Source organism: Nocardia sp. NPDC004568 (assembly GCF_040609955.1).
Classification (GTDB): Bacteria; Actinomycetota; Actinomycetes; order Mycobacteriales; family Mycobacteriaceae; genus Nocardia.
In genome coordinates, this window is sequence record NZ_JBEXLL010000006.1 from 139,152 (window position 1) to 160,872 (window position 21,721).

21 protein-coding genes are annotated in these 21,721 nt (G+C 71.0%); 10 read left to right on the forward strand and 11 right to left on the reverse strand.

Annotation, left to right across the window (positions count from 1 at the left end):
- Window positions 1–28: 28 nt before the first annotated feature.
- Both ABZV91_RS05360 and ABZV91_RS05365 read left to right on the forward strand, forming a co-directional pair.
- Window positions 29–2,728 (forward strand): RNA helicase, encoded by a 2,700-nt coding sequence (locus tag ABZV91_RS05360; protein ID WP_355235739.1) that lies wholly within the window; start codon window positions 29–31, stop codon window positions 2,726–2,728.
- A 154-nt stretch (window positions 2,729–2,882) separates the two neighbouring features.
- Window positions 2,883–3,683, forward strand: a complete 801-nt coding sequence (locus tag ABZV91_RS05365) for a DUF4333 domain-containing protein (RefSeq protein WP_355235742.1) — start codon at window positions 2,883–2,885, stop codon at window positions 3,681–3,683.
- A gap of 63 nt (window positions 3,684–3,746) precedes the next feature.
- Here the strand turns inward: ABZV91_RS05365 and ABZV91_RS05370 are convergent, their stop codons facing one another.
- Window positions 3,747–4,715, reverse strand: a complete 969-nt coding sequence (locus tag ABZV91_RS05370) for a 5'-3' exonuclease (RefSeq protein ID WP_355235745.1) — start codon at window positions 4,713–4,715, stop codon at window positions 3,747–3,749.
- 70 nt (window positions 4,716–4,785) lie between these two features.
- Between ABZV91_RS05370 and ABZV91_RS05375 the strand changes: the two genes are divergently transcribed.
- Entirely contained in the window at window positions 4,786–5,925 is a 1,140-nt protein-coding gene (locus ABZV91_RS05375) for a Xaa-Pro peptidase family protein (RefSeq protein WP_355235748.1), read from the forward strand.
- Window positions 5,926–5,936: 11 nt separating this feature from the next.
- On the opposite strand, the gene ABZV91_RS05380 is transcribed toward ABZV91_RS05375, so the two are convergent.
- Window positions 5,937–6,341, reverse strand: coding sequence for a PPOX class F420-dependent oxidoreductase (locus tag ABZV91_RS05380; RefSeq protein ID WP_355235751.1), 405 nt, complete (start codon window positions 6,339–6,341; stop codon window positions 5,937–5,939).
- Between the two features lie 84 nt (window positions 6,342–6,425).
- On the opposite strand from ABZV91_RS05380, the gene ABZV91_RS05385 reads away from it, so the two are divergent.
- From ABZV91_RS05385 to ABZV91_RS05400, 4 genes are all read left to right on the forward strand, one after another.
- Window positions 6,426–7,190 carry an SDR family NAD(P)-dependent oxidoreductase gene (locus ABZV91_RS05385; RefSeq protein ID WP_355235753.1) on the forward strand — a complete coding sequence of 255 codons (765 nt, stop codon included), beginning with the start codon at window positions 6,426–6,428 and terminating at the stop codon, window positions 7,188–7,190.
- Window positions 7,187–8,455, forward strand: coding sequence for a precorrin-6y C5,15-methyltransferase (decarboxylating) subunit CbiE (gene cbiE, locus ABZV91_RS05390; RefSeq protein WP_355235756.1), 1,269 nt, complete (start codon window positions 7,187–7,189; stop codon window positions 8,453–8,455). The genes ABZV91_RS05385 and cbiE overlap by 4 nt, the downstream gene beginning before the upstream one ends.
- A 92-nt stretch (window positions 8,456–8,547) precedes the next feature.
- Window positions 8,548–9,171, forward strand: a complete 624-nt coding sequence (locus ABZV91_RS05395; protein ID WP_355235759.1) for a DUF6861 domain-containing protein — start codon at window positions 8,548–8,550, stop codon at window positions 9,169–9,171.
- The gene (locus ABZV91_RS05400; RefSeq protein ID WP_355235810.1) at window positions 9,168–9,935 is read left to right on the forward strand and encodes a cobalt-precorrin-6A reductase; all 768 of its coding nucleotides are present in this window, start codon (window positions 9,168–9,170) and stop codon (window positions 9,933–9,935) included. Before ABZV91_RS05395 ends, ABZV91_RS05400 begins: the two co-directional genes overlap by 4 nt.
- 52 nt (window positions 9,936–9,987) lie before the next feature.
- Here ABZV91_RS05400 and ABZV91_RS05405 read toward each other — a convergent pair whose 3' ends face one another.
- The 3 genes from ABZV91_RS05405 to ABZV91_RS05415 are packed head-to-tail and all read right to left on the reverse strand — an operon-like array spanning window position 9,988 to window position 12,790.
- Window positions 9,988–10,527, reverse strand: a complete 540-nt coding sequence (locus ABZV91_RS05405; protein WP_355235762.1) for a PadR family transcriptional regulator — start codon at window positions 10,525–10,527, stop codon at window positions 9,988–9,990.
- Window positions 10,528–10,583: 56 nt separating this feature from the next.
- Window positions 10,584–12,158 (reverse strand): precorrin-2 C(20)-methyltransferase, encoded by a 1,575-nt coding sequence (locus ABZV91_RS05410; protein WP_355235765.1) that lies wholly within the window; start codon window positions 12,156–12,158, stop codon window positions 10,584–10,586.
- Window positions 12,155–12,790, reverse strand: a complete 636-nt coding sequence (locus ABZV91_RS05415; RefSeq protein WP_355235768.1) for a precorrin-8X methylmutase — start codon at window positions 12,788–12,790, stop codon at window positions 12,155–12,157. Before ABZV91_RS05415 ends, ABZV91_RS05410 begins: the two co-directional genes overlap by 4 nt.
- 337 nt (window positions 12,791–13,127) lie before the next feature.
- Between ABZV91_RS05415 and ABZV91_RS05420 the strand changes: the two genes are divergently transcribed.
- The gene (locus ABZV91_RS05420; RefSeq protein WP_355235771.1) at window positions 13,128–13,526 is read left to right on the forward strand and encodes a hypothetical protein; all 399 of its coding nucleotides are present in this window, start codon (window positions 13,128–13,130) and stop codon (window positions 13,524–13,526) included.
- Window positions 13,527–14,646: 1,120 nt separating this feature from the next.
- Here ABZV91_RS05420 and ABZV91_RS05425 read toward each other — a convergent pair.
- The 6 genes from ABZV91_RS05425 to ABZV91_RS05450 all read right to left on the reverse strand — a co-directional run bounded on the left by ABZV91_RS05425 (window position 14,647) and on the right by ABZV91_RS05450 (window position 20,399).
- Entirely contained in the window at window positions 14,647–15,612 is a 966-nt protein-coding gene (locus tag ABZV91_RS05425; protein WP_355235774.1) for an SDR family NAD(P)-dependent oxidoreductase, read from the reverse strand.
- A gap of 4 nt (window positions 15,613–15,616) precedes the next feature.
- Window positions 15,617–16,855, reverse strand: coding sequence for a cyclopropane-fatty-acyl-phospholipid synthase family protein (locus tag ABZV91_RS05430; protein WP_355235813.1), 1,239 nt, complete (start codon window positions 16,853–16,855; stop codon window positions 15,617–15,619).
- Window positions 16,856–16,890: 35 nt separating this feature from the next.
- Entirely contained in the window at window positions 16,891–17,613 is a 723-nt protein-coding gene (locus ABZV91_RS05435; protein ID WP_355235777.1) for a DUF1365 domain-containing protein, read from the reverse strand.
- A complete protein-coding gene (locus tag ABZV91_RS05440; protein ID WP_355235780.1) occupies window positions 17,610–18,935 on the reverse strand; it encodes an FAD-dependent oxidoreductase in 1,326 nt (441 codons plus the stop codon). The genes ABZV91_RS05435 and ABZV91_RS05440 overlap by 4 nt, the downstream gene beginning before the upstream one ends.
- Window positions 18,936–19,109: 174 nt before the next feature.
- Window positions 19,110–19,952: a MerR family transcriptional regulator gene (locus ABZV91_RS05445; protein WP_355235783.1), complete on the reverse strand. Its 843-nt coding sequence runs from the start codon at window positions 19,950–19,952 to the stop codon at window positions 19,110–19,112.
- 81 nt (window positions 19,953–20,033) lie between these two features.
- Complete coding sequence (locus tag ABZV91_RS05450; protein WP_355235786.1) at window positions 20,034–20,399, reverse strand: hypothetical protein; 366 nt, start codon at window positions 20,397–20,399, stop codon at window positions 20,034–20,036.
- A gap of 87 nt (window positions 20,400–20,486) precedes the next feature.
- On the opposite strand from ABZV91_RS05450, the gene ABZV91_RS05455 reads away from it, so the two are divergent.
- Window positions 20,487–21,101, forward strand: a complete 615-nt coding sequence (locus ABZV91_RS05455; RefSeq protein ID WP_355235787.1) for a lipocalin family protein — start codon at window positions 20,487–20,489, stop codon at window positions 21,099–21,101.
- Window positions 21,102–21,199: 98 nt separating this feature from the next.
- Window positions 21,200–21,625 (forward strand): nitroreductase family deazaflavin-dependent oxidoreductase, encoded by a 426-nt coding sequence (locus ABZV91_RS05460; RefSeq protein WP_355235790.1) that lies wholly within the window; start codon window positions 21,200–21,202, stop codon window positions 21,623–21,625.
- The last annotated feature ends 96 nt before the right edge of the window (window positions 21,626–21,721 follow it).

Consider the following 21,721-nt stretch of genomic DNA (forward strand, 5'->3'; position numbering starts at 1 on the left):
GTCGGATTCCTCGATTAGTCTCGGAGCCGTGACACCGAACGCGTCGCTGACCGCCGAACTGTCCCGGTTCGCCGCCCAGCTGACATTCGAGCTGGACCCCTTCCAGCGCCAGGCCTGTACCGCCCTCGAGGAGGGGCACGGGGCACTCGTCTGCGCGCCCACCGGCGCCGGGAAGACCGTCGTCGGCGAATTCGCGGTGCATCTGGCGTTGGCCTCGGGTGGGAAATGTTTCTACACCACGCCCATCAAGGCGCTGTCGAACCAGAAGTTCGCCGATCTCGTCGAGCGGTACGGCCGGGACCAGGTGGGTCTGCTCACCGGCGATCAGTCGATCAATGCCGATGCCCCGGTCGTGGTGATGACGACCGAGGTGCTGCGGAACATGATCTACGCGTCGTCCGATGCGTTGCGCTCGCTGTCCCATGTGGTGATGGACGAGGTGCACTACCTGGCCGACCGGTTCCGCGGCGCGGTCTGGGAAGAGGTGATTCTGCACCTGCCGCCGGAGGTGCGGCTGGTGAGTCTGTCGGCCACGGTGTCCAATGCCGAGGAGTTCGGTGCCTGGATGGAAACCGTGCGCGGTAATACCGCCGTGGTGGTGGACGAGACCCGGCCGGTGCCGCTGTGGCAGCACGTGATGGTCGGGCGCCGGATGTTCGACCTGTTCGACAGCGAATCCTCCGACCAGCGGGTACTGGTCGATTCGGATCTGGTCCGCTACATCAAACAGCGGGAGAGCGCCGACCGGATGGAGGGCTGGGGTGGTCCGCGCGGGCGGGGCGGGCCGCGACGGTTCTTCCGGCCGCTGCCCCGGCCCGAGGTCTTGGCCCGCCTCGACGAAGAGGGCCTGCTCCCCGCGATCACCTTCATCTTCAGCCGGGCCGGCTGTGACGGCGCGCTGACCCAGTGCCTGCGCTCCGGGTTGGATCTGAGCGGCGCGGCGGATCCGGAGGTGGTCGACGCGATCATCGACAAGCACACCGGCGAGCTGCCGCGCGCCGATCTCGAGGTGCTCGGGTACTGGGAGTGGCGGGAGGCGCTGCACCGCGGGCTGGCCGCCCATCACGCCGGAATGCTGCCCGCGTTCCGGCACACCGTCGAGGAACTGTTCGTCAAAGGCCTGGTCCGGGCGGTATTCGCCACCGAGACGCTGGCGCTCGGGATCAATATGCCCGCGCGCACCGTGGTGCTCGAACGGCTGGTCAAGTTCAACGGGGAAACCCACGCCGAACTGACCCCGGGGGAGTACACCCAGCTCACCGGTCGGGCCGGGCGGCGCGGTATCGACGTGGAGGGCCACGCGGTCGTGCTGTGGCAGCCCGAGGTCGATACCAGCGCGGTCGCGGGTCTGGCCTCCACCCGCACCTATCCGCTGCGCAGTTCCTTCAAACCCGGCTACAACATGTCGATCAACCTGATCGACCGGCTCGGCGCCGAGGAGGCGCGGCTGCTGCTGGAGCGGTCCTTCGCCCAGTTCCAGGCCGACCGGTCGGTGGTCGGGCTGGTTCGCGGTATCGAACGCAACGAGGGACAGCTGCGTAAGCTCGCCGCCCAGCTCGGCGGCGAGGACGGGGACTTCCTCGAGTACTTCGGCCTGCGGGAGCGGATCAAACAGCGCGAACGCCGGCTCAACCAGCAGACCCGGACCGATCGGCGTACCGCCGGTGTCGCCGCGCTCACCGAACTGCGTCGCGGCGATGTGGTCGCCATCGGCGCCGGGCGCCGCGCGGGGCTGGCCGTGATCCTGGAACCCGACGCCACCCCCGGTGACCCGCGCCCGCTGGTGCTCACCGAGGACAAATGGGCGGGCCGGGTCTCGGTCGCGGACTTCCCGGTGCCGGCCCAGCCGCTGGGCCGGATGCGGTTGCCGCGCCGGGTGGACCATCGCACCGCGCGGACCCGGCGTGACCTCGCCTCGGCGCTGCGCAGCACCGGGATCACCGCGCCGCACCGACCGCGCCGGGACAAGCGGGCCGCGGGCGCCGACGATCCCGAACTGGGTGCGCTGCGCCGGGCACTGCGGGCCCATCCCGCCCACACCCGGCCGGACCGGGAACAGCTGGCCCGGATCGGGGAACGCTACAACCGGGTGGCGCGGGAGACCGAGGCGATGCGGCAGAAGGTGGCGGCGACCACGAATTCGCTGGCCCGTACCTTCGACCGGATCGTCGGCCTGCTGGAGGAACGCGGTTTCGTGCAGCAGGGGGAGGTCACCGCGGACGGGCGGCGGCTGGCCCGTATCTACGCGGAAAGCGATCTGCTCGTGGCCGAATGTCTGCGCCAGGGGCTCTGGCGCGGACTGGGGCCGGCCGAGCTGGCGGCCGTGGTGTCGATCCTGGTGTACGAATCGCGTTCGGAGGGCGGCTACCTGGGCGCCGCCGGCCCGACCGCGCCGGTCCGCCGCGCGGTCGCCGACACCATCGCCGAGTGGTCACGGTTGCGCAACGACGAGTCCGAGCATCGGCTGGCCCCCAGCCGCGAGCCCGATCTCGGGTTCGTGGGCGGTATCTACAAATGGGCTCGCGGTGACGCGCTGGCGGATTCGCTGCTGGCCAGCGGCGATCAGGGCACCCCGCTATCGGCCGGGGATTTCGTGCGCTGGTGCCGGCAGGTGATCGATCTGCTCGACCAGATCCACACCACCGCAGACGATAACGAGGTCGCGGCCACCGCGGCCAAGGCCGTCCGGGCGATCCGGCGTGGTGTCGTCGCGGTGGACGCGGCATGAGAGAGTCGGGCCCGGAGGCGGCAGCGGAGCGTAACCACGCAGGGTCCTCGCTCATGCCTCGGGTAGGCACAGCGTGAGACCATCGATTGTGATTTGATTTCAACCGCACGCGGGGGGCTACCGTGTGTTGGACAATGCGAGTGGAGGCAACCAGATGAGCGGGCCGTACGGACCGAACGACGCCCCGGGTACCGGGGAGGGACGTAACGATCCCACCCAGGTCTGGGGTGGGCAGCAGCCGCCCGGCGCGGCGCCGCAGTGGGGGAACCAGCCGCCCGCGCAGCCTCCGGTGCCCGACCCGCAGCAGGCGCAGCCCACCCAGCAGTGGGGCAGCGATCAGGGCGGTCAGCAATGGCAGCCCGCCCCGCCGCCGCAGCAGCAGTGGAGCCAGCCGCAGCCCCAGCCGCAGCAGCCCCAGCCGCAGCAGTGGAACGATCCCAATCAGCAGCAGTGGGGTCAGCAGCCGCCGCAGCAGTGGGGCGACCCGAACCAGCAGCAGCCGCAGCAGCAGTGGGGCGACCCCAACCAGCAGCAGCCGCAGTGGAGTGATCCGAACCAGCAGCAGTGGGGTCAGCAGCCGCAGCAGCAGTGGGGTCAGCCGAACCAGCAGCAGTGGGCCGGTCAGCAGCAGCCGTCGGGCGGCGGTAAGAAGACCGGTCTGATCATCGGGGTGGCGGTGCTGGCGGTGGTGCTCGTGGTGGGTGCGGTCGTCGGCATCCTGACCCTCACCGCCAAGGATCAGTTGGACCAGGCCGCCGTGCAGACGGGTGTGGCGAAGGTGCTCGCGGATTCCTACGGCATCGACGATGTCAAGGATGTCCAGTGCCCCGCGGGCCAGGAGGTCGCGGTGGACGCCACATTCACCTGTGATCTGAAGGTCGGCGGCGAGGCCAAGAAGGTCAACGTCAAGATCACCAAGGACGACGGCACCTATGAAGTCGGCCGCCCGAGCTGATCTCCACGTCGTAGGAACCCGCCGGACGCTGCCCTCCGGCGGGTTCTCGCTGTCACGGCCCGGTCAGGCGCAGTTCGCCAGTGCGGTGATCAAACGCTCGACCGGGCTCTCCGCGTTGTAGGCGCGGGCGAGTTCCCGTAGCGCGTCGGTATCGGCCGGGATGGGATGCAGGGTGTCGGGCCGGGACAGGATCACATCGGCGTCGCGCACCACGCGGACCACCGGCGCCGCCGCGTCGAGATAGCCGGCGGCCGTGCGCAGTTTGGTCCGGATGCCCTGGGCGAGGTCGGCCGCGGGATCGTCGACCGCCGCCCGCAATGCCTCGAGCGAACCGAACCTGCTGATCAGGGTGGCAGCGGTCTTTTCGCCGATCCCCGCGGCGCCCGGGAGCCCGTCCGACGAATCCCCGCGCAGCGTCGCCATATCCGCGTACGCCGGGCCCGCGTTCTGCTCCGGGACACCGTATTTCGCCGCGACCTCGGCCGGTCCGAACAGTTCGGCCTTGGCCAGTCCGCGGCCCGCGTACAACACCCGCACCGGCGGTTCGGGGATATCGCGGACCAGCTGCAGCAGATCCCGGTCGCCGCTGACCACGATCACCGGATCGGCGAGCTCGGTGGAGGCCAGGGTGCCCAGCACGTCGTCGGCCTCCAGGCCCTCCGCGCCGCCGGTGGCGATTCCGGCGGCCGCCAGCATCTCGAGGATCATGTCGACCTGCGGTGTGAGCCGGTCCGGTACTTCCTCGGCTCCCGGTTCGGCCGTGACGGAGGTGTCGAGCCGATGGGCCTTGTAGGTGGGTACCAGGTCCACTCTGAATTTCGGCCGCCAGTCCAGGTCCAGGCAGACGACGAGCCGGGCGGGGCGATGCCTGGTGACGAGGGAGGCGACCATATCGGTGAACCCGCGCAGGGCGTTCACCGACCGGCCGTCGGACGCGGTGATCTTGTCCGGGATCGCGTAGAAGGCCCGGAACCACAGACTCGCGCCGTCCAGCAGCAGCAGGGGACGCGGCGTGGATTCGGTCGTAGTCACCCGGTGAATCTACAAGGACCCACCGACGTATCCGATGTGCCGCCCCCGGGTGCGAGGTAGGTTCGAGGTCATGAGCGCGCACACGGAGTCACGGTTCGCGGCGGAGGTCTACGGGCAGCGATTGGAGCGGGCGGTCCAGTTGATCCGCGACGCCCATCTCGACGCCCTGCTCATCACCCCCGGCCCGGACCTGCGGTACCTCATCGGATCGGCGGCCCAGTCGTTCGAACGGCTGACCTGTCTGGTGATCACCTCCGACAAGGCCACCCCCTCGGTGGTGATCCCCAAACTCGAGGTGTCGGGGCTGGCGGAGTCCGCCGTGGACGAACTCGGCCTGCGGGTACTGGACTGGGTGGACGGGGTGGATCCGTACCAGCTGGTGCGGTCGGCCCTGCACATCGGTTCCCGGGTCGCGGTGGCCGATTCCATGCCCGCGCTCCATCTGCTGCCGCTGGCGCACAGTTTCAGCGGGCTCCCGGTCTCGGCGACCCCGGTACTGCGCGAATTGCGCATGATCAAGGACGATGCCGAGATCGCCGCGCTGCGCCGGGCGGGCGCGGCCATCGACCGGGTGCATGCCCGGATGGGGGAGTTCCTGCGGGTGGGGCGTACCGAGGCCGAGGTCGGCAAGGACATCACCGACGCCATCGTGGCCGAGGGCCATACCGAGGCCGCGTTCGTGATCGTGGGCAGCGGACCCAACGGCGCCAATCCGCACCACGAGGTGTCGGAGCGTCGCATCGAGGCCGGGGACGTGGTGGTGATCGATATCGGCGGTCCGGTGGATCCCGGTTACTACTCCGACTCCACCCGGACCTATGTGCTCGGCGAACCCGATCCGGAGATCGCGGCCCGCTGCGCCGAACTGGAACGCGCCCAGGCTGCCGCGGTGGCCGCCGTACGGCCCGGTGTCCGCGCCGAAGCCGTGGACGCGGCCGCCCGCGAACCGCTGGAAGCCGCCGGCTTCGGCCCCGCGTTCGTCCACCGGACCGGCCACGGTATCGGCCTGTCGGTGCACGAGGAGCCCTATATCGTCGCGGGCAACGACCTGGAACTGCGGCCGGGTATGGCGTTCAGTATCGAACCCGGGATCTACTTCCCGGGCGAATGGGGCGCCCGGATCGAGGACATCGTGGTCGTCACCGAGGACGGCTGCGTCGCGGTGAACGAGCGTCCACACGGACTGACGGTCCTCCCGGCCGATAGCTAGCCGGTCCGGTGTCAGGTCTCGCGCAGGCGGACCCCGCACAGCACCCGCTGGACCTCGATGGCCAGCACCACCCGGGTCGGGTTCTCCCGCGGCACCCGGTAGCGCTCGGCGTAACGCCGTTCGGCTTCCCGGACCGCGGCCGGATCGTCGAGGACGACCGCCGGGCCCTCCAGGGTCAGCCAGCGCGCACCGTCCACCTGGCCGACGGCGGCGTAACCCGATCGCCGCACGTTCCGGGCCTTCACCGAGGCACCGTCGGTGATGATCCGGGCCAGCCCGGCGTCGGGGTCCCAGGTGAAACCCACCGGCACCATGTGCGGGGTGCCGTCGGCCCGCAGGGTCGTGAGGGTCGCCAGATGCCGTTCGGTGAGGAACTCGACGGCCGCCGGGGACAATTCGGCAGTACGCAGCGTCATGGATCGACCGTAGCGGGTCGCCGCGCGCGCCCGGCACGTCTCCCGGTTCCGCACACCGCCGTGTGCGGATGACAGACTGAGCGCATGGTTGTGCGTCGAACACGAGGAATCGACCCGGGCACGGTACTGGTGCTGGGTGGACGCAGTGAGATCGGTCTGCAGGTGGCACTGCGGCTCGCGCCCGGGCGGGCGGTGGTACTGGCCGCGCGGCGCTGTGAGGATCTGGACGCCGAGACCGCGGCGCTCACCGCCGCCGGCGCGACCGCGGTGCATCCGGTGGAGTTCGATGCCGACGACACCGCGAGCCATCCCGCCCTGCTCGGCAAGATCGCCGCCGACTACGGGCCGATCGGGGTCGCGGTACTGGCCTTCGGTGTGCTGGGCGACCAGTCCCGCGCCGAGGCCGACCCCGCCCACGCGCTGGCGGTGGTGCACACCGACTACACCGCCCAGATCAGCGTGCTGACCATCCTGGCCAACGAGATGCGGTCCCGGGGCAGTGGCCGGCTGGTGGTGTTCAGTTCGGTGGCCGGGGTCCGGGTGCGGCGCGCCAACTATGTCTACGGGTCGGCCAAAGCCGGATTGGACGGTTTCGCCTCCGGTCTGGCCGACGCGCTGCACGGGAGCGGGGTCCACCTGCTGCTGGCCCGGCCGGGCTTCGTGGTGGGCAAGATGACCGAGGGGATGACCCCGGCCCCGTTCTCCAGCACGCCGGACCAGGTGGCCGCCGCGGTGGTGACGGCGCTGGGCCGCCGCTCGGCGCGGGTCTGGATTCCGGGGATCCTGCGCCCGGTGTTCTTCGGGATGCGCCTGCTGCCGCAGGCCGTCTGGCGGCGGCTGCCCCGGTGACCGCCGACCCCGCGCTCTCCTGGGCGGGGCCTCCGATTCCGGTGGTGGGTATCGGCGCCGACGGCTGGGCGGGCCTGCCCGACCGGTCCCGGCAGGTGCTGCGCGATTGCGCGGTGCTGTTCGGTTCGGACCGGCAGCTGGCCCTGCTGCCCGCCGAGGTGACCGCGCGGCGGGAACCGTGGCCGTCGCCGCTGGTCCCCGCGCTACCCGGGCTGCTGGCCGAATACCGTGATGCCCGCCTCGGGGTCCTCGCCAGCGGTGACCCCATGTTCTACGGGATCGGTGTCACCCTGGCCCGGCTGCTCGGGCCCGGCGCGCTGCGGGTGTTCCCGCAACCCTCGGCGGCCGCGCTGGCGTGTGCCCGGCTGGGCTGGCCGGTGGCCGAGGTGGGGATCGTCAGCGCGGTCGGCCGGCCGCTGGAGCGGCTGCTGCCCGAATTGGCCGACGGACGGCGGCTGCTCGTGCTCAGCGCCGATGCCGGGACACCGGGCCGGGTCGCAGAGTTGTTGCGAGACAACGGGTTCGGCCCCTCCGCGCTGACCGTACTGGAGCAGTTGGGTGGGCCCGCCGAACGCCTGGTGTCCGGGATCGCCGCCACCTGGCGGGAGCCCGCGGGCGACCCTCTCAACATCGTGGCCGTCACCGCCGCGGGCGAACCCGGGCGCACCCGCCTCACCCGGCTGCCCGGCCTGCCCGACAGTGCCTACCGCGGGGACGGGCAGCTCACCAAAACCGAGATCCGGGCGCTCACCCTGGCGGCGCTCGCCCCCGGGCCGGGAGAGACGCTGTGGGATATCGGCGGCGGTTCGGGCAGTATCGCCATCGAATGGTGCCGCACCGATCCCGCCTGCCGGGCGGTCACCTTCGAGGTGCTGGACCGGCGCCGGGCGCAGATCGCCGCCAATGCCGCCGCACTGGGCGTACCCGGTATCGAGGTGCGCGGCGAGGCGGTGGCCGAACTCGCCGGGGACGCGGTGACCGGCGCTCCCGACGCGATCTTCCTCGGCGGCGGGCTCACCACGCCCGCGCTGTTCGAGCACTCCTGGTCCCGATTGCCCGCCGGGGGCCGGCTGGTGGCGAACGCGGTCACCGCGGAATCGGAGGCGCTGCTACTGGACTGGTCCGCGGCGCACGGCGGCGACCTGCGCCGCTTCCAGGTCTACCGCGGGGAGCCGCTCGGGCGTTTCACCACGTGGCGGCCCCAACTACCGGTGACCCAGTGGTCGGTGGTGAAGGGCCGGGCCGACGGGACTTCCTGTATGTGACAACACGAATGGACGAATCGGGCATCGGGAGTAAGGTCACGGGGGTTCCTAGCGCGGGTCACGCGGATTCGCGCGCGACGGGGAGATCGATAGTGAAATACAAGAAGTTCGCCGCGACCGCGATCATGGCGGCGGCGGCCACCGGTATCGCCGCGGGCACGGGCTACGCGGCGCCCGCTCCGACGGCGCCCGCTGTCGAGCAGCAGCAGAACGCGGTTCCGGAGGTCACCGGTCACGACCGCGGTGTCGACTACACACTGGCGTTGGCCGAGGCCGGAAAGTCGCTGGTCACCACGGTATCCGGCGGTGCGTTCAGCCTGGACGCCGCGAACGACGCGGTGGTGCTGAGCAATGCCGCGGGTGAGCGCCTGACCAGTATCCCGCTCACCCAGGCCACCAACGGCCAGGTGGTCGCGGTCGCTGCCACGATCGACGAGGGCAACAGCCGGTTGACGCTGACCCCGCGGGCCACTCCGGTCGCGGGCGCGCCGGCGCAGGCGCAGTTCATCGGGGCCCAGCAGTGGTTCATGAGCGAGCTGCAGGCGGCCTCACTGGGGGCGGCCGTGGGCGCGGCCATCGGCGCGGCCATCGGCTTCCTGTTCCTCGGTGTCGGTGTGATCCCGGGCGCCATCATCGGCGCGGGCATCGGTCTCGCGGTCGCCGGCGGCGCGCCGCTGCTGGATTCGGCCATCGCCTACTTCAGCGGCCAGCCCTGAGAATTCTGCTGCTGGGCGGTACCGGGGAAGCCCGGGAACTCGCCCGGCTGCTCACCGGCGAGCGGGAACACGAGATCGTGTCCTCGCTCGCCGGTCGGGTTTCCGAGCCGATCCGGCCCGAGGGCGAGGTGCGGATCGGCGGATTCGGCGGAGTGGACGGGCTGCGGGAATGGCTGGCGGACCACCGGATCCAGCTCGTCGTCGACGCCACCCATCCCTTCGCCGCGTCGATCACCGCCAATGCCGCGCTGGCCACCGCGCGACTCGGACTGCCCATGATCCGATTGAGCCGTCCGGGCTGGACCGCCGGCCCCGGCGACCGCTGGTACCGGGTACCCGATCTGGCCACCGCCGCGGACACCGCCGCCGGAGCGGGTGACCGGATCCTGCTCACCATCGGCCGTCAGGGGGTGGCGGCCTTCGCCGGCCACACCCGGCCCTGGTACCTGATCCGCGCCATCGATCCGCCCACGGGCGCACTCCCGCCTCGGCACGAAATCCTGTTGGCCCGGGGGCCGTTCACGGTCGCCGAAGAATCGGATCTGCTGGCCCGGCACCGAATCGAGGTGGTGGTCACCAAGGACAGCGGAGGTGCGGCGACCGCCGCGAAGCTCACGGCCGCGCGCACTGCCGGACTTCCGGTGGTGGTGGTGGACCGTCCGCCGGTGCCGCTGGGCATCCGGGTGGTGACCAGCGTCGAGGAAGCGCGAGGCGTGCTGTCCGCCCGGTCCGGCGAGGACTCCGGCGGAGGGCCGACCCGCTGATCGATCAGCGACCCCGGGGCATGCCCCGCCGCGGATCATCGACAGCGGTGGGTCATCCCCGCGTCGCCGAACCGAGGAGTTCGGGCAGCCGGTCGAACCAATCCAGGACCGCGTGCTCGTAACCGATCCCGAATTCCAGCGTCGCCCGGGTGTGCGGGGACAGATCCGGGCCCGATTCCTCGGCCCGGTAGCGGTCCAGTCGTTCCTGGTGCACCTTGCGGGCGTTGTCGATGATCGAGGCCAGATGGGCCGGTTCGAGATGACCACCGAAATGCAGGGTGAGCAGCAGCGGGAACCGGATGGTCTCCGGGCCGGGGTCGCGCGCGATCCACTCGGCGAATTCGGCGCGGCCGGCCTCGGTGATGCGGTACGGAGTGCGGTCGCGGGCCCCGGTTTCCCCCTTGGCGACCAGGCCCGCCGAGTCCATGGTGGCGAGTTCCCGATAGACCTGGCTCTGTGTGATGGTCCAGAAATCGCCGATGCGGTCCTGGGCCAGCGTCACCAGATCCCAGCCCGACATCGGCCCCTCGTGCAAAAAACCCAGAAGTGAGGCGGCCGTGGAGTTCAGCGGCCGCTTCTGTTTGCCGTTCACCCATTGTCCTTCCACCGGTGTTATTCCATAGTGGAATGCTATCGGATGGGGTGGGCTCAGGCGTGGTAGCGCCGCGCGGTGTAGACGCGCGGCGCTCCGACGCCGTCGACGACCGCGGTGGTGGAGGCGCCGATGATCAGCAGGGTCCGCATATCGACCTCGGCCGGTTCCAGTTCACCCAGCGTCACCACCCGCACCGATTCACCCGGGCCGCCCACATCGCGGCCGAGGACCACCGGGGTGTCCGGCGCGCGGTGCGCGAGCAGGATGTCCTTCATCGCGCCCACCTGCCAGGTGCGTTTGCTCGAGGCGGGGTTGTAGACGGCGACGGCCATATCGGCCGCGGCCACCGCCGCCAGCCGCCGGGCCACCACGTCCCACGGTTTGAGCCGGTCGGACAGGGAGATCGTGGCGTAGTCGTGCCCGAGCGGGGCGCCGACGCGGCTGGCCACCGCGTTCGCCGCCGTCATTCCGGGCAGGACCCGCACCGCCACCCCGGCCCACTGCGGGTCCGCGGATTCTTCCAGGACGGCCGCGGCCATCGCGAAAACCCCTGGATCGCCCGAGGAGACCACCGCCACCCGGGCGCCACGGCGGGCGAGATCCAGGGCCATGGTGGCGCGTTCGGATTCCACCCGGTTGTCGCTGCTGTGCCGCCGCTGGCCGGGCCGAGCGGGGACACGGTCGATATAGGTGGTGTAGCCGACGAGGTCGGTGGCGGCGGCGAGCGCGGCGGAGACCTCCGGGGTGGTCCATCGCGTATCCCCCGGGCCCAGGCCCACGACCACGACCTCCCCGGCGTTCGGTGGGTCGGCGGGCGCGGCGCTCTCGGCCACCGGGGCGCTCGCCGTCCGGGTCACCGGCTCGGCGGCCGCCGGCTCCCGGCGGGCGGGGAGCGGGGTGGTCGGTTCGGGGCCCGGGACGATGGTGATCGCGAAGTAGGGGACCTGGGCGTCGTCCACTTCTCCGGCCGGGAGCACTCGTTCACGTCCGGTGCTGGCCCGTTCCACGTAGTAGGCGCGGTCGAGACGGCCGGAGTCGGCGAGAGCTTTGCGGACGGCCGGGTAGGTGCGGCCGAGTTTCATGATCGCGGCGGCCTCGCTGTCGGCGAGGCGGCGGGTCAGTTCGTCGGCGGGCAGGGTCGCGGGCAGCACCGTCAGTACCTGCTCGCCTTCGACCAGCGGCGTGGCCAGGGCCGCCGACGCGGCGCTCACCGACGTGATCCCGGGGATGATCTCCGCCTCGAACCGGTCGGCCAGGCGCCGGTGCATATGCATATAGGAGCTGTAGAACAGCGGGTCGCCGGCGGCCAGCAGCGCCACCGACCGGCCGGCGGCCAGATGCGCGGCCAGCCGGTCGGCCGCCGCGGCGTAGAACTCGTCGATCGCCCCCTGGTACCCGCCGGGGTGGTCGGTGGTCTCGGTGGTGACCGGGTAGATCAGGTGTTCCTCGAGCTGGCCCGGCCGCATATAGGGCTCGGCGATCCCGCGCGAGATGCTGCGGCCGTGCCGGGCACTGTGGAAGGCGATCACATCGGCCTCGGCGATCACCCGGGCCGCCTTCACCGTCACCAGTTCCGGATCGCCCGGACCCAGCCCGACCCCCCACAACTTTCCCGTAGCCACCGTCATTCCACTTCGCTCGCAATCGCGTTCAGGGCGGACGCGGTGATGGCGCTTCCACCGCGCCGCCCGCGCACCGTCAGATACTCCAGGCCCGTGCTCGCGGCGAGCGCGTCCTTCGATTCGGCCGCGCCGACGAAACCCACCGGGATACCGAGTACGGCGGCCGGTTTCGGTGCGCCCGCGGCGACCATGTCCAGCAGGTGGAACAGCGCGGTCGGCGCATTGCCGATGGCCACTACCGCGCCGTCGAGCCGCTCCCGCCACAGCTCCAGCGCCGCCGCCGACCGGGTGGTCCCGAGTCCGGCCGCCAGGTCCGGCACCCGGGGGTCCCGCAGCAGGCACAGCACCTCGTTGTCCGCGGGCAACCGGGTGCGGGTGACCCCCGAGGCGACCATGTTCGCATCGCAGAGAATCGGCGCGCCGGCCCGCAGCGCGGTCCGCGCCGCGGCCACCACCGCCGGGGTGAACAGCACGTCGCCGGCCAGGTCTACCTGGCCGCAGCCGTGGATCATCCGCACGACGACCTGCGCGATATCGGCCGGGAAACGGTCCAGCTCGGCTTCGGCTCGGATGATCGCGAACGACCGGCGGTAGATCTCGGCCGCGTCGGTGACGTAGCTGGTGCGCGTGTCGGGCATGCCGACACCCTATGCCGGGCCGGACGCACCGGGCCGGTGCGGGTGGGCCCCGCTCACCGGTGTGGCCCGGTGACAGCGGGGCGTCGCCCACCACTGATCGACGATGTCGCGTCCGGTGTGGTGCGGCCAGGAGACTGTTGCGGGCCGTCGTGCACGGACCCCGGCGAGGATGGCGGGCGAGTAGCGGCCCGGGAATATTGCCGGCACGGGCGCGGGAGTTGCTTCACCGTGGCCGGCGCGATCTGATGCGGTGATCGGATCTCGCGCAGAACCATCTACCGGGATGAGCCCAGCCCTTTGTCCGGCTGTCGGCGCGGGTGGAACCTATGATGGGGCAATGAAATCGGGGTGGGCCCCCGCGGTGTCGGCTGCCGGGGCGATGATTGCTTTATTGTGCTTCTGGTTCATCAAGGACACCACCAACCGTGACGGCGCGGGTGCGCACGTCTCATGCGCAGGCATCGACAGCCCGTGCACGGTGTGGTTCAGCCGCCAGGTGGACCGACCGACCGCCCTGGTGCGGGGGACCGAGGTGCGGTTGAAATCGGTGGGACCCGACTGCGTCGAGATAGAGGCTGCTGGTTTGTGGGGATTGCTGTGGACGACGACCACCCGAGTGCCCATCGATGGCGAGGGAGCCTTCGGTGGGCTCGGGGCCCCGCATCGGATGGCGGTCGTGGACTTCACGGCCGGCCAGGTCACTGTCGAGTTCCTGATGTCTCGCCCCGCAGCGTAGCCATGCACGTCCTGAGGACAGAGCGCACCGCAGGTACCCGGACCGGCTGCAACTCTCCTATCCGTTGAGCCGACCTCGATGCCATCGCCTGCGAACTCGATCACCGGCCCCGCAGGATCCACGGATACCGCAGCCCGGCCGAGCTACTCGAGGACCCGCGACGTCTTCGCCGGAATCGGGCTGGTGGCAGGGGGGATTTTTCTACTCGCCTTTGTGGTGCTTCCCGTGTTGACCACATCGGACGCGTCCTGTGACGGAAGACAGATGTCGCATGGCGACAGGTGCGTCGAAATGCACAACGGGTTGGCCGTCGGCTCCAAAGGCGCCGACGAGCAGTAGGCGGCAGATCGTGACGGGGCATACGCCGAACTCGGCATCGCGGTCGGTATGGTCCTCGGCGGGGGATGGCTACTGTGGCGGGCATCAGAGCCAGGTCATGAAGCCATGTCAGGCCGGCCTGTTCCCCAGCACGGGCCGGGCTGTTCCGTACCGGCACCGGGCCCCTGACCGTGCCGCCACCGGCGTGGGTCGGTGTCCAGATTCCGATTCCGGCCGTCGGCGCCAGTTCGCCCGAGGCGAGCACCAGCACCCCTCCCGGAAACGTCCGCCGTTGCGGGCCGGTGCGGCGCGCGGGCCCCGGGGCCTCTGGTGGGTGAGACGGTGGCGCCGACCGGCGGGCCGCTGGTCAGGTCACGGGCGACGACGGGCCGTACCGCTCGGCGCCGTGCGGGCGACGACCGCGTCCAATGCCGGTGGCAGACCGGCCGGGCCTGCGAACGGCGGCGGTTCGTGTACCTGGTCTACGCCGACCCACCGGCGCTGCCCCGCGGGCGCGGTCCGATCTGGTCGAGCAGATCGTTCACCTCGTCCGGAAACCATTGGCGTGTGCTGCGGTGTCTTGTTCGGGAAGCGGCGCGCGCTCCCGGCCGGCCATCCGCTGGACAGTCGGATGCTGCGTCAGCCGCCGCGGGGCGGCCGGGTCGTGGTCGGTATCCGGCATCGGAAGACTCCTTCTCGCAACGAGATCCACGCGGGTTCACTGTGACGACGACGTGGGCGAGCGGAATTCATCGGTCATCGGATACAGATCGCCGGCCGATCCGTGGCGCCGGGTCGGAGGTCAGCGCGGGTGCAACGGCACCTCCGCCGCGTCGAGGCAGTATTCCCACAGTGACAGCAGGTGGATCTCCGAATACCGGGTGTGGCGCAGATAGTGTTCCCCGCGGATACGCCGGTCGTGCCAGAAATGGCCCGACAGCGGCGCCGGGGTGGTCGTGGCCAGCCAGACCGCGGTATCGGCGCCCTCGGCGGCGGTGCGCATCGCCGGCCGCAGCGCGGAACTGAACCGGGGAAGGGCGGCGGTGATCCCGGGGGTGGCGACCCAGCCCGGATGCATACTGTGCACACTGACCCCGTGGTCGGCGAGACGTCCGTCCAGTAGTGGCCCGAATGCCACCTGCATCCGCTTGGTGCGGGCATAGGCGGTGGCGCCGCGGTATTCACCGCTGCGGTATTCCGGATCCCGGACCGGCAGCGGCTGCGTGTACATCCCGCCGGAGGCCACGAAGATGATGCGGGCGTCGCCGGCGGCCGCGAGCAGCGGGGAGAGCCGGTCGGTCAGCCGCAGTGGGCCGAGCACATGGGTGGCCAGGGTCAGCTCGTGCCCGGCGGAGTTCTCGGTGCGGTCGCCGGGCAGTACGCCGGCGTTGTGCACGAGCACGTCCACCGCTTCGTGCCGTTCGCCCAGGGCCCGGGCGCAGGCCTCGACGCTGCCGGGTTCGGCGATATCGCACAGCGCGAGTTCCACCTGCGCCGCGGGGACGGCATCGAGGATCTCCCGGCGGGCCCGCTCGCCGCGGCCGCGGTCCCGGACCGCGAGCACGGTGCGCGCGCCCAGACCGGCGAGTCGGGTGGCGATCGATTTCCCGATTCCCGAGTTCGCGCCGGTGACCAGGGCGGTTTTCCCGTGCAGGGCGTCGGCGTGGGGATCGTCACGGGTCCAGGAGACCCTGCGCAGGTGATAGCCGAGGCGGGTGTAGCCGGGCACTATCGCCCGGTCGAGTAGAGCGTCGACTGTACGGATCATCGGATCACACCTCGCCTTGTCTCGTCAGCACGAACTGCTCGACATCCAGATAGCCGCTGCGAAAGCCCGCGCCGGCATAGGCCAGATAGAACCGCCACATGCGCTGGAACACAGGGTCGAAGCCGAGCGTGCTCGTCTCGTCGGTATACCCATCGAAACGCTCGTGCCACAGTCGCAGCGTGTGCGCGTAGTGCTCACCCATCGAGAATCGCTCGGTGACCCGCAGCCCGGTGCCGGTGGCGACGGTGTCGGCGATCAACCGGTCGGAGGGCACGAACCCGCCGGGGAAGATGTACTTCTGGATCCAGGTATAGGTGTGGCGGGTGGCGCGCATGCGATGGTCGGCCATCGTGATCGCCTGCAGAGCCGCGCGGCCACCGGGGGCGAGCAGTTTCTCGATGCATCGAAAATAGATATCGAGATATTCGCATCCGACAGCTTCGATCATCTCGACGGAGACCACGGCGTCGTATTCACCGTCGACCCGGCGATAGTCGATGAGGTCGACCTGGACACGGTCGGCCACGCCCGCGGCGGCGATCCGGGCCAGTGCCAGCTCACGCTGCTCGGCCGAGAGCGTCACCGAGCGCACCCGGGCACCCCGGGCGGCGGCCCGGACGGCCAGCGCACCCCAGCCGGTGCCGATCTCGAGCAACCGCGTCCCGGGGCCGACCCGCGCCGCGTCGAGGATCCGGTCGATCTTGCGGTACTGGGCGCCGGCCAGGTCGGCCCACTGCGGGGCGGGTGTGGTCGCCGGGAAGAGCGCGCTCGAATAGGTCATGGTCTCGTCCAGGAAGAGCGCGAAGAACTCGTTGGACAGGTCGTAGTGGTGCGCGATGTTGACGCGGCTGTTGGTCTGGGTGTTGCGTTCCGTGCCGGGATGTTTCGCGACATAGAGTCCGCGCAGTGTCTGCAGGGCCGGCGGGACGAGGCGCTCGATGTTCGTGGCGAGCACGGTGAGGACGGCCGCCGGATCGGGCGCCGACCAGTCACCGGCCATATACGATTCGCCGAACCCGATCAGTCCGCCGGTACCGAGGCGGGCGGCGAAGTCGCCGGGCCGGTGCAGGACGAGTGTGGGCGCAGTATGGTCGTCCGGGCGCAGCCCGAGTACGGTCCCGTCCGGGTATCGGACCCGCAGCGGCAACCGCCGGACCGCGCGGCGGAAGAGGTGCCCGGCGACGGCGGCGGCGACGGCGGCGCGCGAGCCCACCGGCGCCCGGTCGATCCGGGGCCGGCGCAGGGCGGGCGGTGGGGTCGGGGTCGAGAGATCGGTGGTCACCGGGAAAGCTCCTGGAGCGGCGAGACGGGGCGGGGAACAACGGGAAGTCCGCGCAGCCAGAGGCGGATGCCCTGCACCCGGATCCGGGCCGCGACAGCGAGCGGGGCCAGCGGCATGGTCAGCGCGGCGGCGAGGACGGTGCGGGTGGTCGCGGGGCGGCAGTCGCCGGTCATCGACGCGGTGAGCACCGGACGGTCGCGGTGCAGGGTGATGGACAGGCACAGCCGCTCCCCGGGTTCGGGCAGCCGCATCCGGTACTCGCCCGAGACCTCGTCGAACGGCGAGACATAGAACTGCTTGGTGGTGTCGGCGCGTCCGCTCGCGTCGGTCCGCAGGAGGTAGCGGTGCCGCTGGCGATAGGTGTTGTGCACCTCGGCCACCACGCACACCGGTGTTCCGGCGCGGTCGCGGCACCAGTACAGCGTGAGCGGATTGAACACGAAACCGAGGACGCGCGCGTTGGTGAGCATGAGGACCCGGCCGCCCGGCAGCGTGATGCCGTGTGCGGCCAGGTAGTCGTCGATATTGGCCCGCAGGCTCCGCTCCGGATCGCCGAGGTGATCGCGGGAACTCAGCCGGGCCAGCGGCCGCAGCGGGCGGGGCAGCCGCGGGAGATCGTCGAGATCGACCAGCCAGCTGTAGCTGCGGTAGCGGAACCGGTGGTGTATCGGCGTCCGGCGGACATGCTCGATGGTGGTGTGGACGAGCCGGGCGGTCATGACGCCGACACCGGACGGAGCGCTCGGCCGGGCCAGCGGGCGCCCAGGCGTTCGGCGGCGCGCAGACCCGACAGCGCCCCGTCCTCGTGGAAGCCCCAGCCGTGGTACGCACCGGCGAACGCGATCCGGTCGTCGCCGATCTCGCCGAGTCGTCCCTGGGCGGCCACGGATTCGGGGGTGTACCGCGGATGCTCGTAGACCATCCGGTCCACTACCGCGGCGGGGTCGATACGGTCCTCGTCGCCGAGGGTGACCACGAACCGGGGTTCGCCGGAATCGCCGAGCCGGTGCAGGCGGGTGAGGTCGTAGCTCACCAGGACCCGGTCGGGGGTGGCGTCGCAGGCGGGCAGCCGGTAGTTCCACGAGGCGCGCGCCCGGCGCGCGGTGGGGAGCACAGTGGTGTCGGTGTGCAGCACCGTGCGGTTCACCGAATAGGGCATGGCGGACAGGACGGTGCGCTCGGTGGCGGTGGGCCGAGCCAGCATCCGTAGTGCCTGGCCGGGGTGGGTCGCGATGACCGCCGCGTCGAAGACCTCGACCTGGTCGCCGTCGTCGCGGATCGCCACACCGTCGGCCGACCGGTCCACGGTGCGCACCGGTGTGGCGGTGCGCACCGAGTCGAGGCGTTCGGCGACCGCCCGGACATAGGTGGCCGATCCGCCGCGGACCGTGCGCCAGGTCGGGGAGCCGAACACCGTGAGCATGCCGTGGTGTTCGAGAAAAGTGAACAGATAGCGGGCGGGGTAGCGCAACGCGGTCGCCGGATCGCACGACCAGACCGCCGAGACCAGCGGTGTCAGGAAGTGGCTGACGAAATAGCCGGAGAACCCGCCGCGGCGGGCGAATGCGCCCAGGGTGAGTTCGTCCTCGGGCGTGGCGGCGAGTTCGGCGCGGGCCAGCCGGTGGAAGCGCGGCACCTCGGCGAGCAACCGCAGATAGCGCCCCCGGACGAGTGTCCCGGGACGGGGGAACAATCCGCCGGGGCCACGGGCGCCCGCGTATTCGAGACCGCAGCCGTCGCAGCGGACCGACATGCTCATATCGGTCTCCTGGGTCCGGATCCCCAGGTCGGCGAACAGTCGCAGCAGAGTCGGGTAGGTCCGGTTGTTGTGCACGATGAACCCGGTGTCCACCCCGATCTCGTGGCCCGTGGCCGTGCGGACCGTATGGGTGTCGGCGTGTCCGCCGAGCCGCGGGTCGGCTTCGTAGAGAGTCACCCGCGCCGAGCCGGACAGCACCCAGGCGGCCGTGAGGCCTGCCACTCCGCTGCCCACCACCGCGACCCGGCGCCCGGACCGGTCCGGTTTGCCCTGATCGACCATCACACTCCTCCGCTCGGCGACCACCGGCCGCTTCTCTGCATCGAGTATGCATCGTTTCGTGGTCTATGGCGACCCGGGCGCCGGTACACGGACCCTCGGGCCACGCGGCCGCGAGGTGGTTCGCCGTGGCCGGGATGCCGGATGGGTGTGGTGTACGAGCGGGCGGGACCGGATTCAGCCGAGTCGCCGGACCGCCTCCGGAAGGCTCGCCAGGCGTTCGACCGCCGCCGGCAGGATGACCGAGTCCCAGCCCGGTCCACCGACGAAGACCCGCGCGCCGGCGTCGGTGCCGGCGCGCACGCTGGAGGTCAGCGCGGTCGACTCGTGCTGTGACCACAGCACCAGCTCGGCGGGCCGGTCCAGCCTGGCCAGGGTGTCGGCCAGGGCGGCGGTGGGCACATCGGCCCCGAGCATCTGCGCCCCGACATCGGATTCGGCAAGGGCGGCCCGCAGTACCTCGAGGGGGAGTGAGTGGGATTCGCCGCCGGTGCAGGCGAGCACGATGGGTCGCGGGCGCAGCCGGTCCGGCGGATTGTTGCGATGCAGCGCCGAGGTGATGCACCACGACAGCAGATGTTCGACATCGATGCAGCCCTCGCCGCCCAGCTGGCGGGCGACGATCTCGGCGAAAGCGGGGCGGCACAGTCGTTCCCAGGTGTCGACCACACCGTAGGTCCGTAGGGCAGCGGCCAGTTGCGCTGTCACCGACCGGTAGTCGAGAGCGAAGGCCGCGGTCAGCAGCGAGGACAGGTCGCCGGGCGCGACGACCGGTGCGCGCACCGAGGCGGCGGCGCCGGCGGGGGTGGCGCCCCCGCGGACGAGTTCCAGCATCCGATCGAGCTGGGCGATATCGGCTTCGGTGTACAGCCGGTGGGTACCCGGCCGGTGGCCGGTGGGGCCGATCTCGTAGCGACGGTTCCAGCTGCGCAGGGTGGCGGTCGGGATACCGAGCCGCTCGGCGACCGCGCGGACGGTGTAACCGGCCGCGTCGGAGGCAGAGGCGGAACCGTCGGGCATCGTCTTATTCTGCCTGTCCCGATTCGCCGTCGCCGGTGGGCCCGGGACTTCGGTGTGGGCGCCGGGGCCGCGCGGCGACGTTCACCGCGTTCTCGTCGCGGCCAGGCCCGCCGCGCCGCACAGCAGGCCCCAGCCGGCGGCCACCGCGACGGCCTTGGTCCGTTGCGGCCGGTCGCGCAGCGCGGCCGCGAGGACCCCGGCATCGGACAGATCGGCGAGCACCCGGCAACCCGTGGCCACCCGCAGGGCGGCCGGGGTCGGGGCGAGGGCCATGCCCAGGCCCGAGGCGATATCCCGGCACGCGGTCGTCCGCGCCAGCGCGCGGCGGGCGGGGTCCTCGTCGTCCCAGCCGCACGGGCCCAGCAGCACCGCCGGGCGGACCGCCACGGCCAGTCCGTAACACGCCGTGGCCGCTCCCATGAATCGGGCGAACCCCCTAGCTACCATCAATCCTCCTGCGCCGACTGAGTATGCATCGATTATGCATCTATATGGGTTAGAGTGGGCGTACACCGCCGAACGCGAGGAGTTTTCGTGACAGCACATCGCGCAGTTCGCCGCACCGTCGGCCTCGTGGCCGCCCTGATGACCTTCGGCGCCCTCGCCGCCGGTGGCGCGGCGGCCCAGCCGCCGCTACCGCCCGGCCCCGCCCCGGTCCCGGCGCTGGATCTGAACCGTTACCTCGGCGACTGGAACCAGCTCGCCGCGGTGCCGCAGCCGTTCAATCTCGATTGCGCGCGCGACACCCGCGCGCAGTACACGCTCGACCCGCAGGGCAATGTCGCCGTCCACAATTCCTGTACGAACTGGGCGGGAGGTCGCAACGAGATCCGCGGCACCGCGAAGGTGAACGACCCGGTGACCGGCGCACAACTGCACGTCAGCTTCCCCGGAGTGCCGAATCAGGACTCGCTCGACGGCCCGACGAACTACATCGTCACCGCGCTGGCCCCCGACTACTCGTGGGCGCTGGTGACCGATCCGAGCCGCCTGTCGGGCTTCGTACTGGCGCGCTCGGCCGCACTCGACGCGCCGACCTGGGACCAGGTGAAGGCCGCCATCACCACGGCGGGGCAGACGCCGTGCATGTATTTGAGCTCCCCCACCACCGGGGGCCGCTCCGACATCACGCCGCTGTGCCTCCGGTGACGAGGACGAAAACCTGAAGTGCGCAGCCGCCCCGGCGATGACCCGCCGCGCGGCCGGGAGTACGGAACCGGTCGGTGGTCGGCTGCATAATGCCGGGTATGGCAGACGACTGGAACGACCGGATCATCGCGGAATTCCGGGCCAACGAGGGCCGGGTCGGCGGCTTCTTCGAGGGCGCCCCGATGGCCCTGGTGCACCACCGCGGTCGGCGCACGGGCCGGGAATCGGTGACTCCGATGATGTACCTGGCCGATGAGCAGGACCCCGACGGCCTGGTCTACGTGTTCGCCAGCAAGGCGGGTGCGCCCACGAACCCGGACTGGTACCACAACCTGACCGCGGCCGGGGAGGCCACAGTGGAGCGGGGTACCGAGTCCTACCCTGTCACCGTCACGGAGGTGACCGGCGCGGAGCGTGACCGCATCTACGGCGAGCAGGCCCGCCGCTATCCCGGTTTCGCCGAATACGAGGAGAAGGCCGCCGGCTTCCGCACCATTCCGGTCCTGGCGTTGCGGCGCGCCTAGCTGTACTGACCTGAGAGGTTAGGCACGCGGGCTGCTGGTGGGTGTCCGCCGAGTGCGGTGTGGCCGCGGTGGTGATTGTAGGTGTGTAGCCAGGTC

What these genes read in the sequence shown, in the direction of transcription:
- ABZV91_RS05445 (WP_355235783.1), bottom strand. Translation starts at nt 19,952, where the DNA reads ATGCCCGACGGTTCCGCCTCTGCCTCCGACGCGGCCGGTTACACCGTC.
- ABZV91_RS05380 (WP_355235751.1), bottom strand. Translation starts at nt 6,341, where the DNA reads ATGACGCTGCGTACTGCCGAATTGTCCCCGGCGGCCGTCGAGTTCCTC.
- ABZV91_RS05420 (WP_355235771.1), top strand. Translation starts at nt 13,128, where the DNA reads ATGAAATCGGGGTGGGCCCCCGCGGTGTCGGCTGCCGGGGCGATGATT.
- ABZV91_RS05375 (WP_355235748.1), top strand. Translation starts at nt 4,786, where the DNA reads ATGAGCGCGCACACGGAGTCACGGTTCGCGGCGGAGGTCTACGGGCAG.
- ABZV91_RS05440 (WP_355235780.1), bottom strand. Translation starts at nt 18,935, where the DNA reads ATGGTCGATCAGGGCAAACCGGACCGGTCCGGGCGCCGGGTCGCGGTG.
- ABZV91_RS05415 (WP_355235768.1), bottom strand. Translation starts at nt 12,790, where the DNA reads ATGCCCGACACGCGCACCAGCTACGTCACCGACGCGGCCGAGATCTAC.
- ABZV91_RS05365 (WP_355235742.1), top strand. Translation starts at nt 2,883, where the DNA reads ATGAGCGGGCCGTACGGACCGAACGACGCCCCGGGTACCGGGGAGGGA.
- ABZV91_RS05460 (WP_355235790.1), top strand. Translation starts at nt 21,200, where the DNA reads ATGGCAGACGACTGGAACGACCGGATCATCGCGGAATTCCGGGCCAAC.
- ABZV91_RS05385 (WP_355235753.1), top strand. Translation starts at nt 6,426, where the DNA reads ATGGTTGTGCGTCGAACACGAGGAATCGACCCGGGCACGGTACTGGTG.
- ABZV91_RS05450 (WP_355235786.1), bottom strand. Translation starts at nt 20,399, where the DNA reads ATGGTAGCTAGGGGGTTCGCCCGATTCATGGGAGCGGCCACGGCGTGT.
- ABZV91_RS05435 (WP_355235777.1), bottom strand. Translation starts at nt 17,613, where the DNA reads ATGACCGCCCGGCTCGTCCACACCACCATCGAGCATGTCCGCCGGACG.
- ABZV91_RS05425 (WP_355235774.1), bottom strand. Translation starts at nt 15,612, where the DNA reads ATGATCCGTACAGTCGACGCTCTACTCGACCGGGCGATAGTGCCCGGC.
- ABZV91_RS05410 (WP_355235765.1), bottom strand. Translation starts at nt 12,158, where the DNA reads ATGACGGTGGCTACGGGAAAGTTGTGGGGGGTCGGGCTGGGTCCGGGC.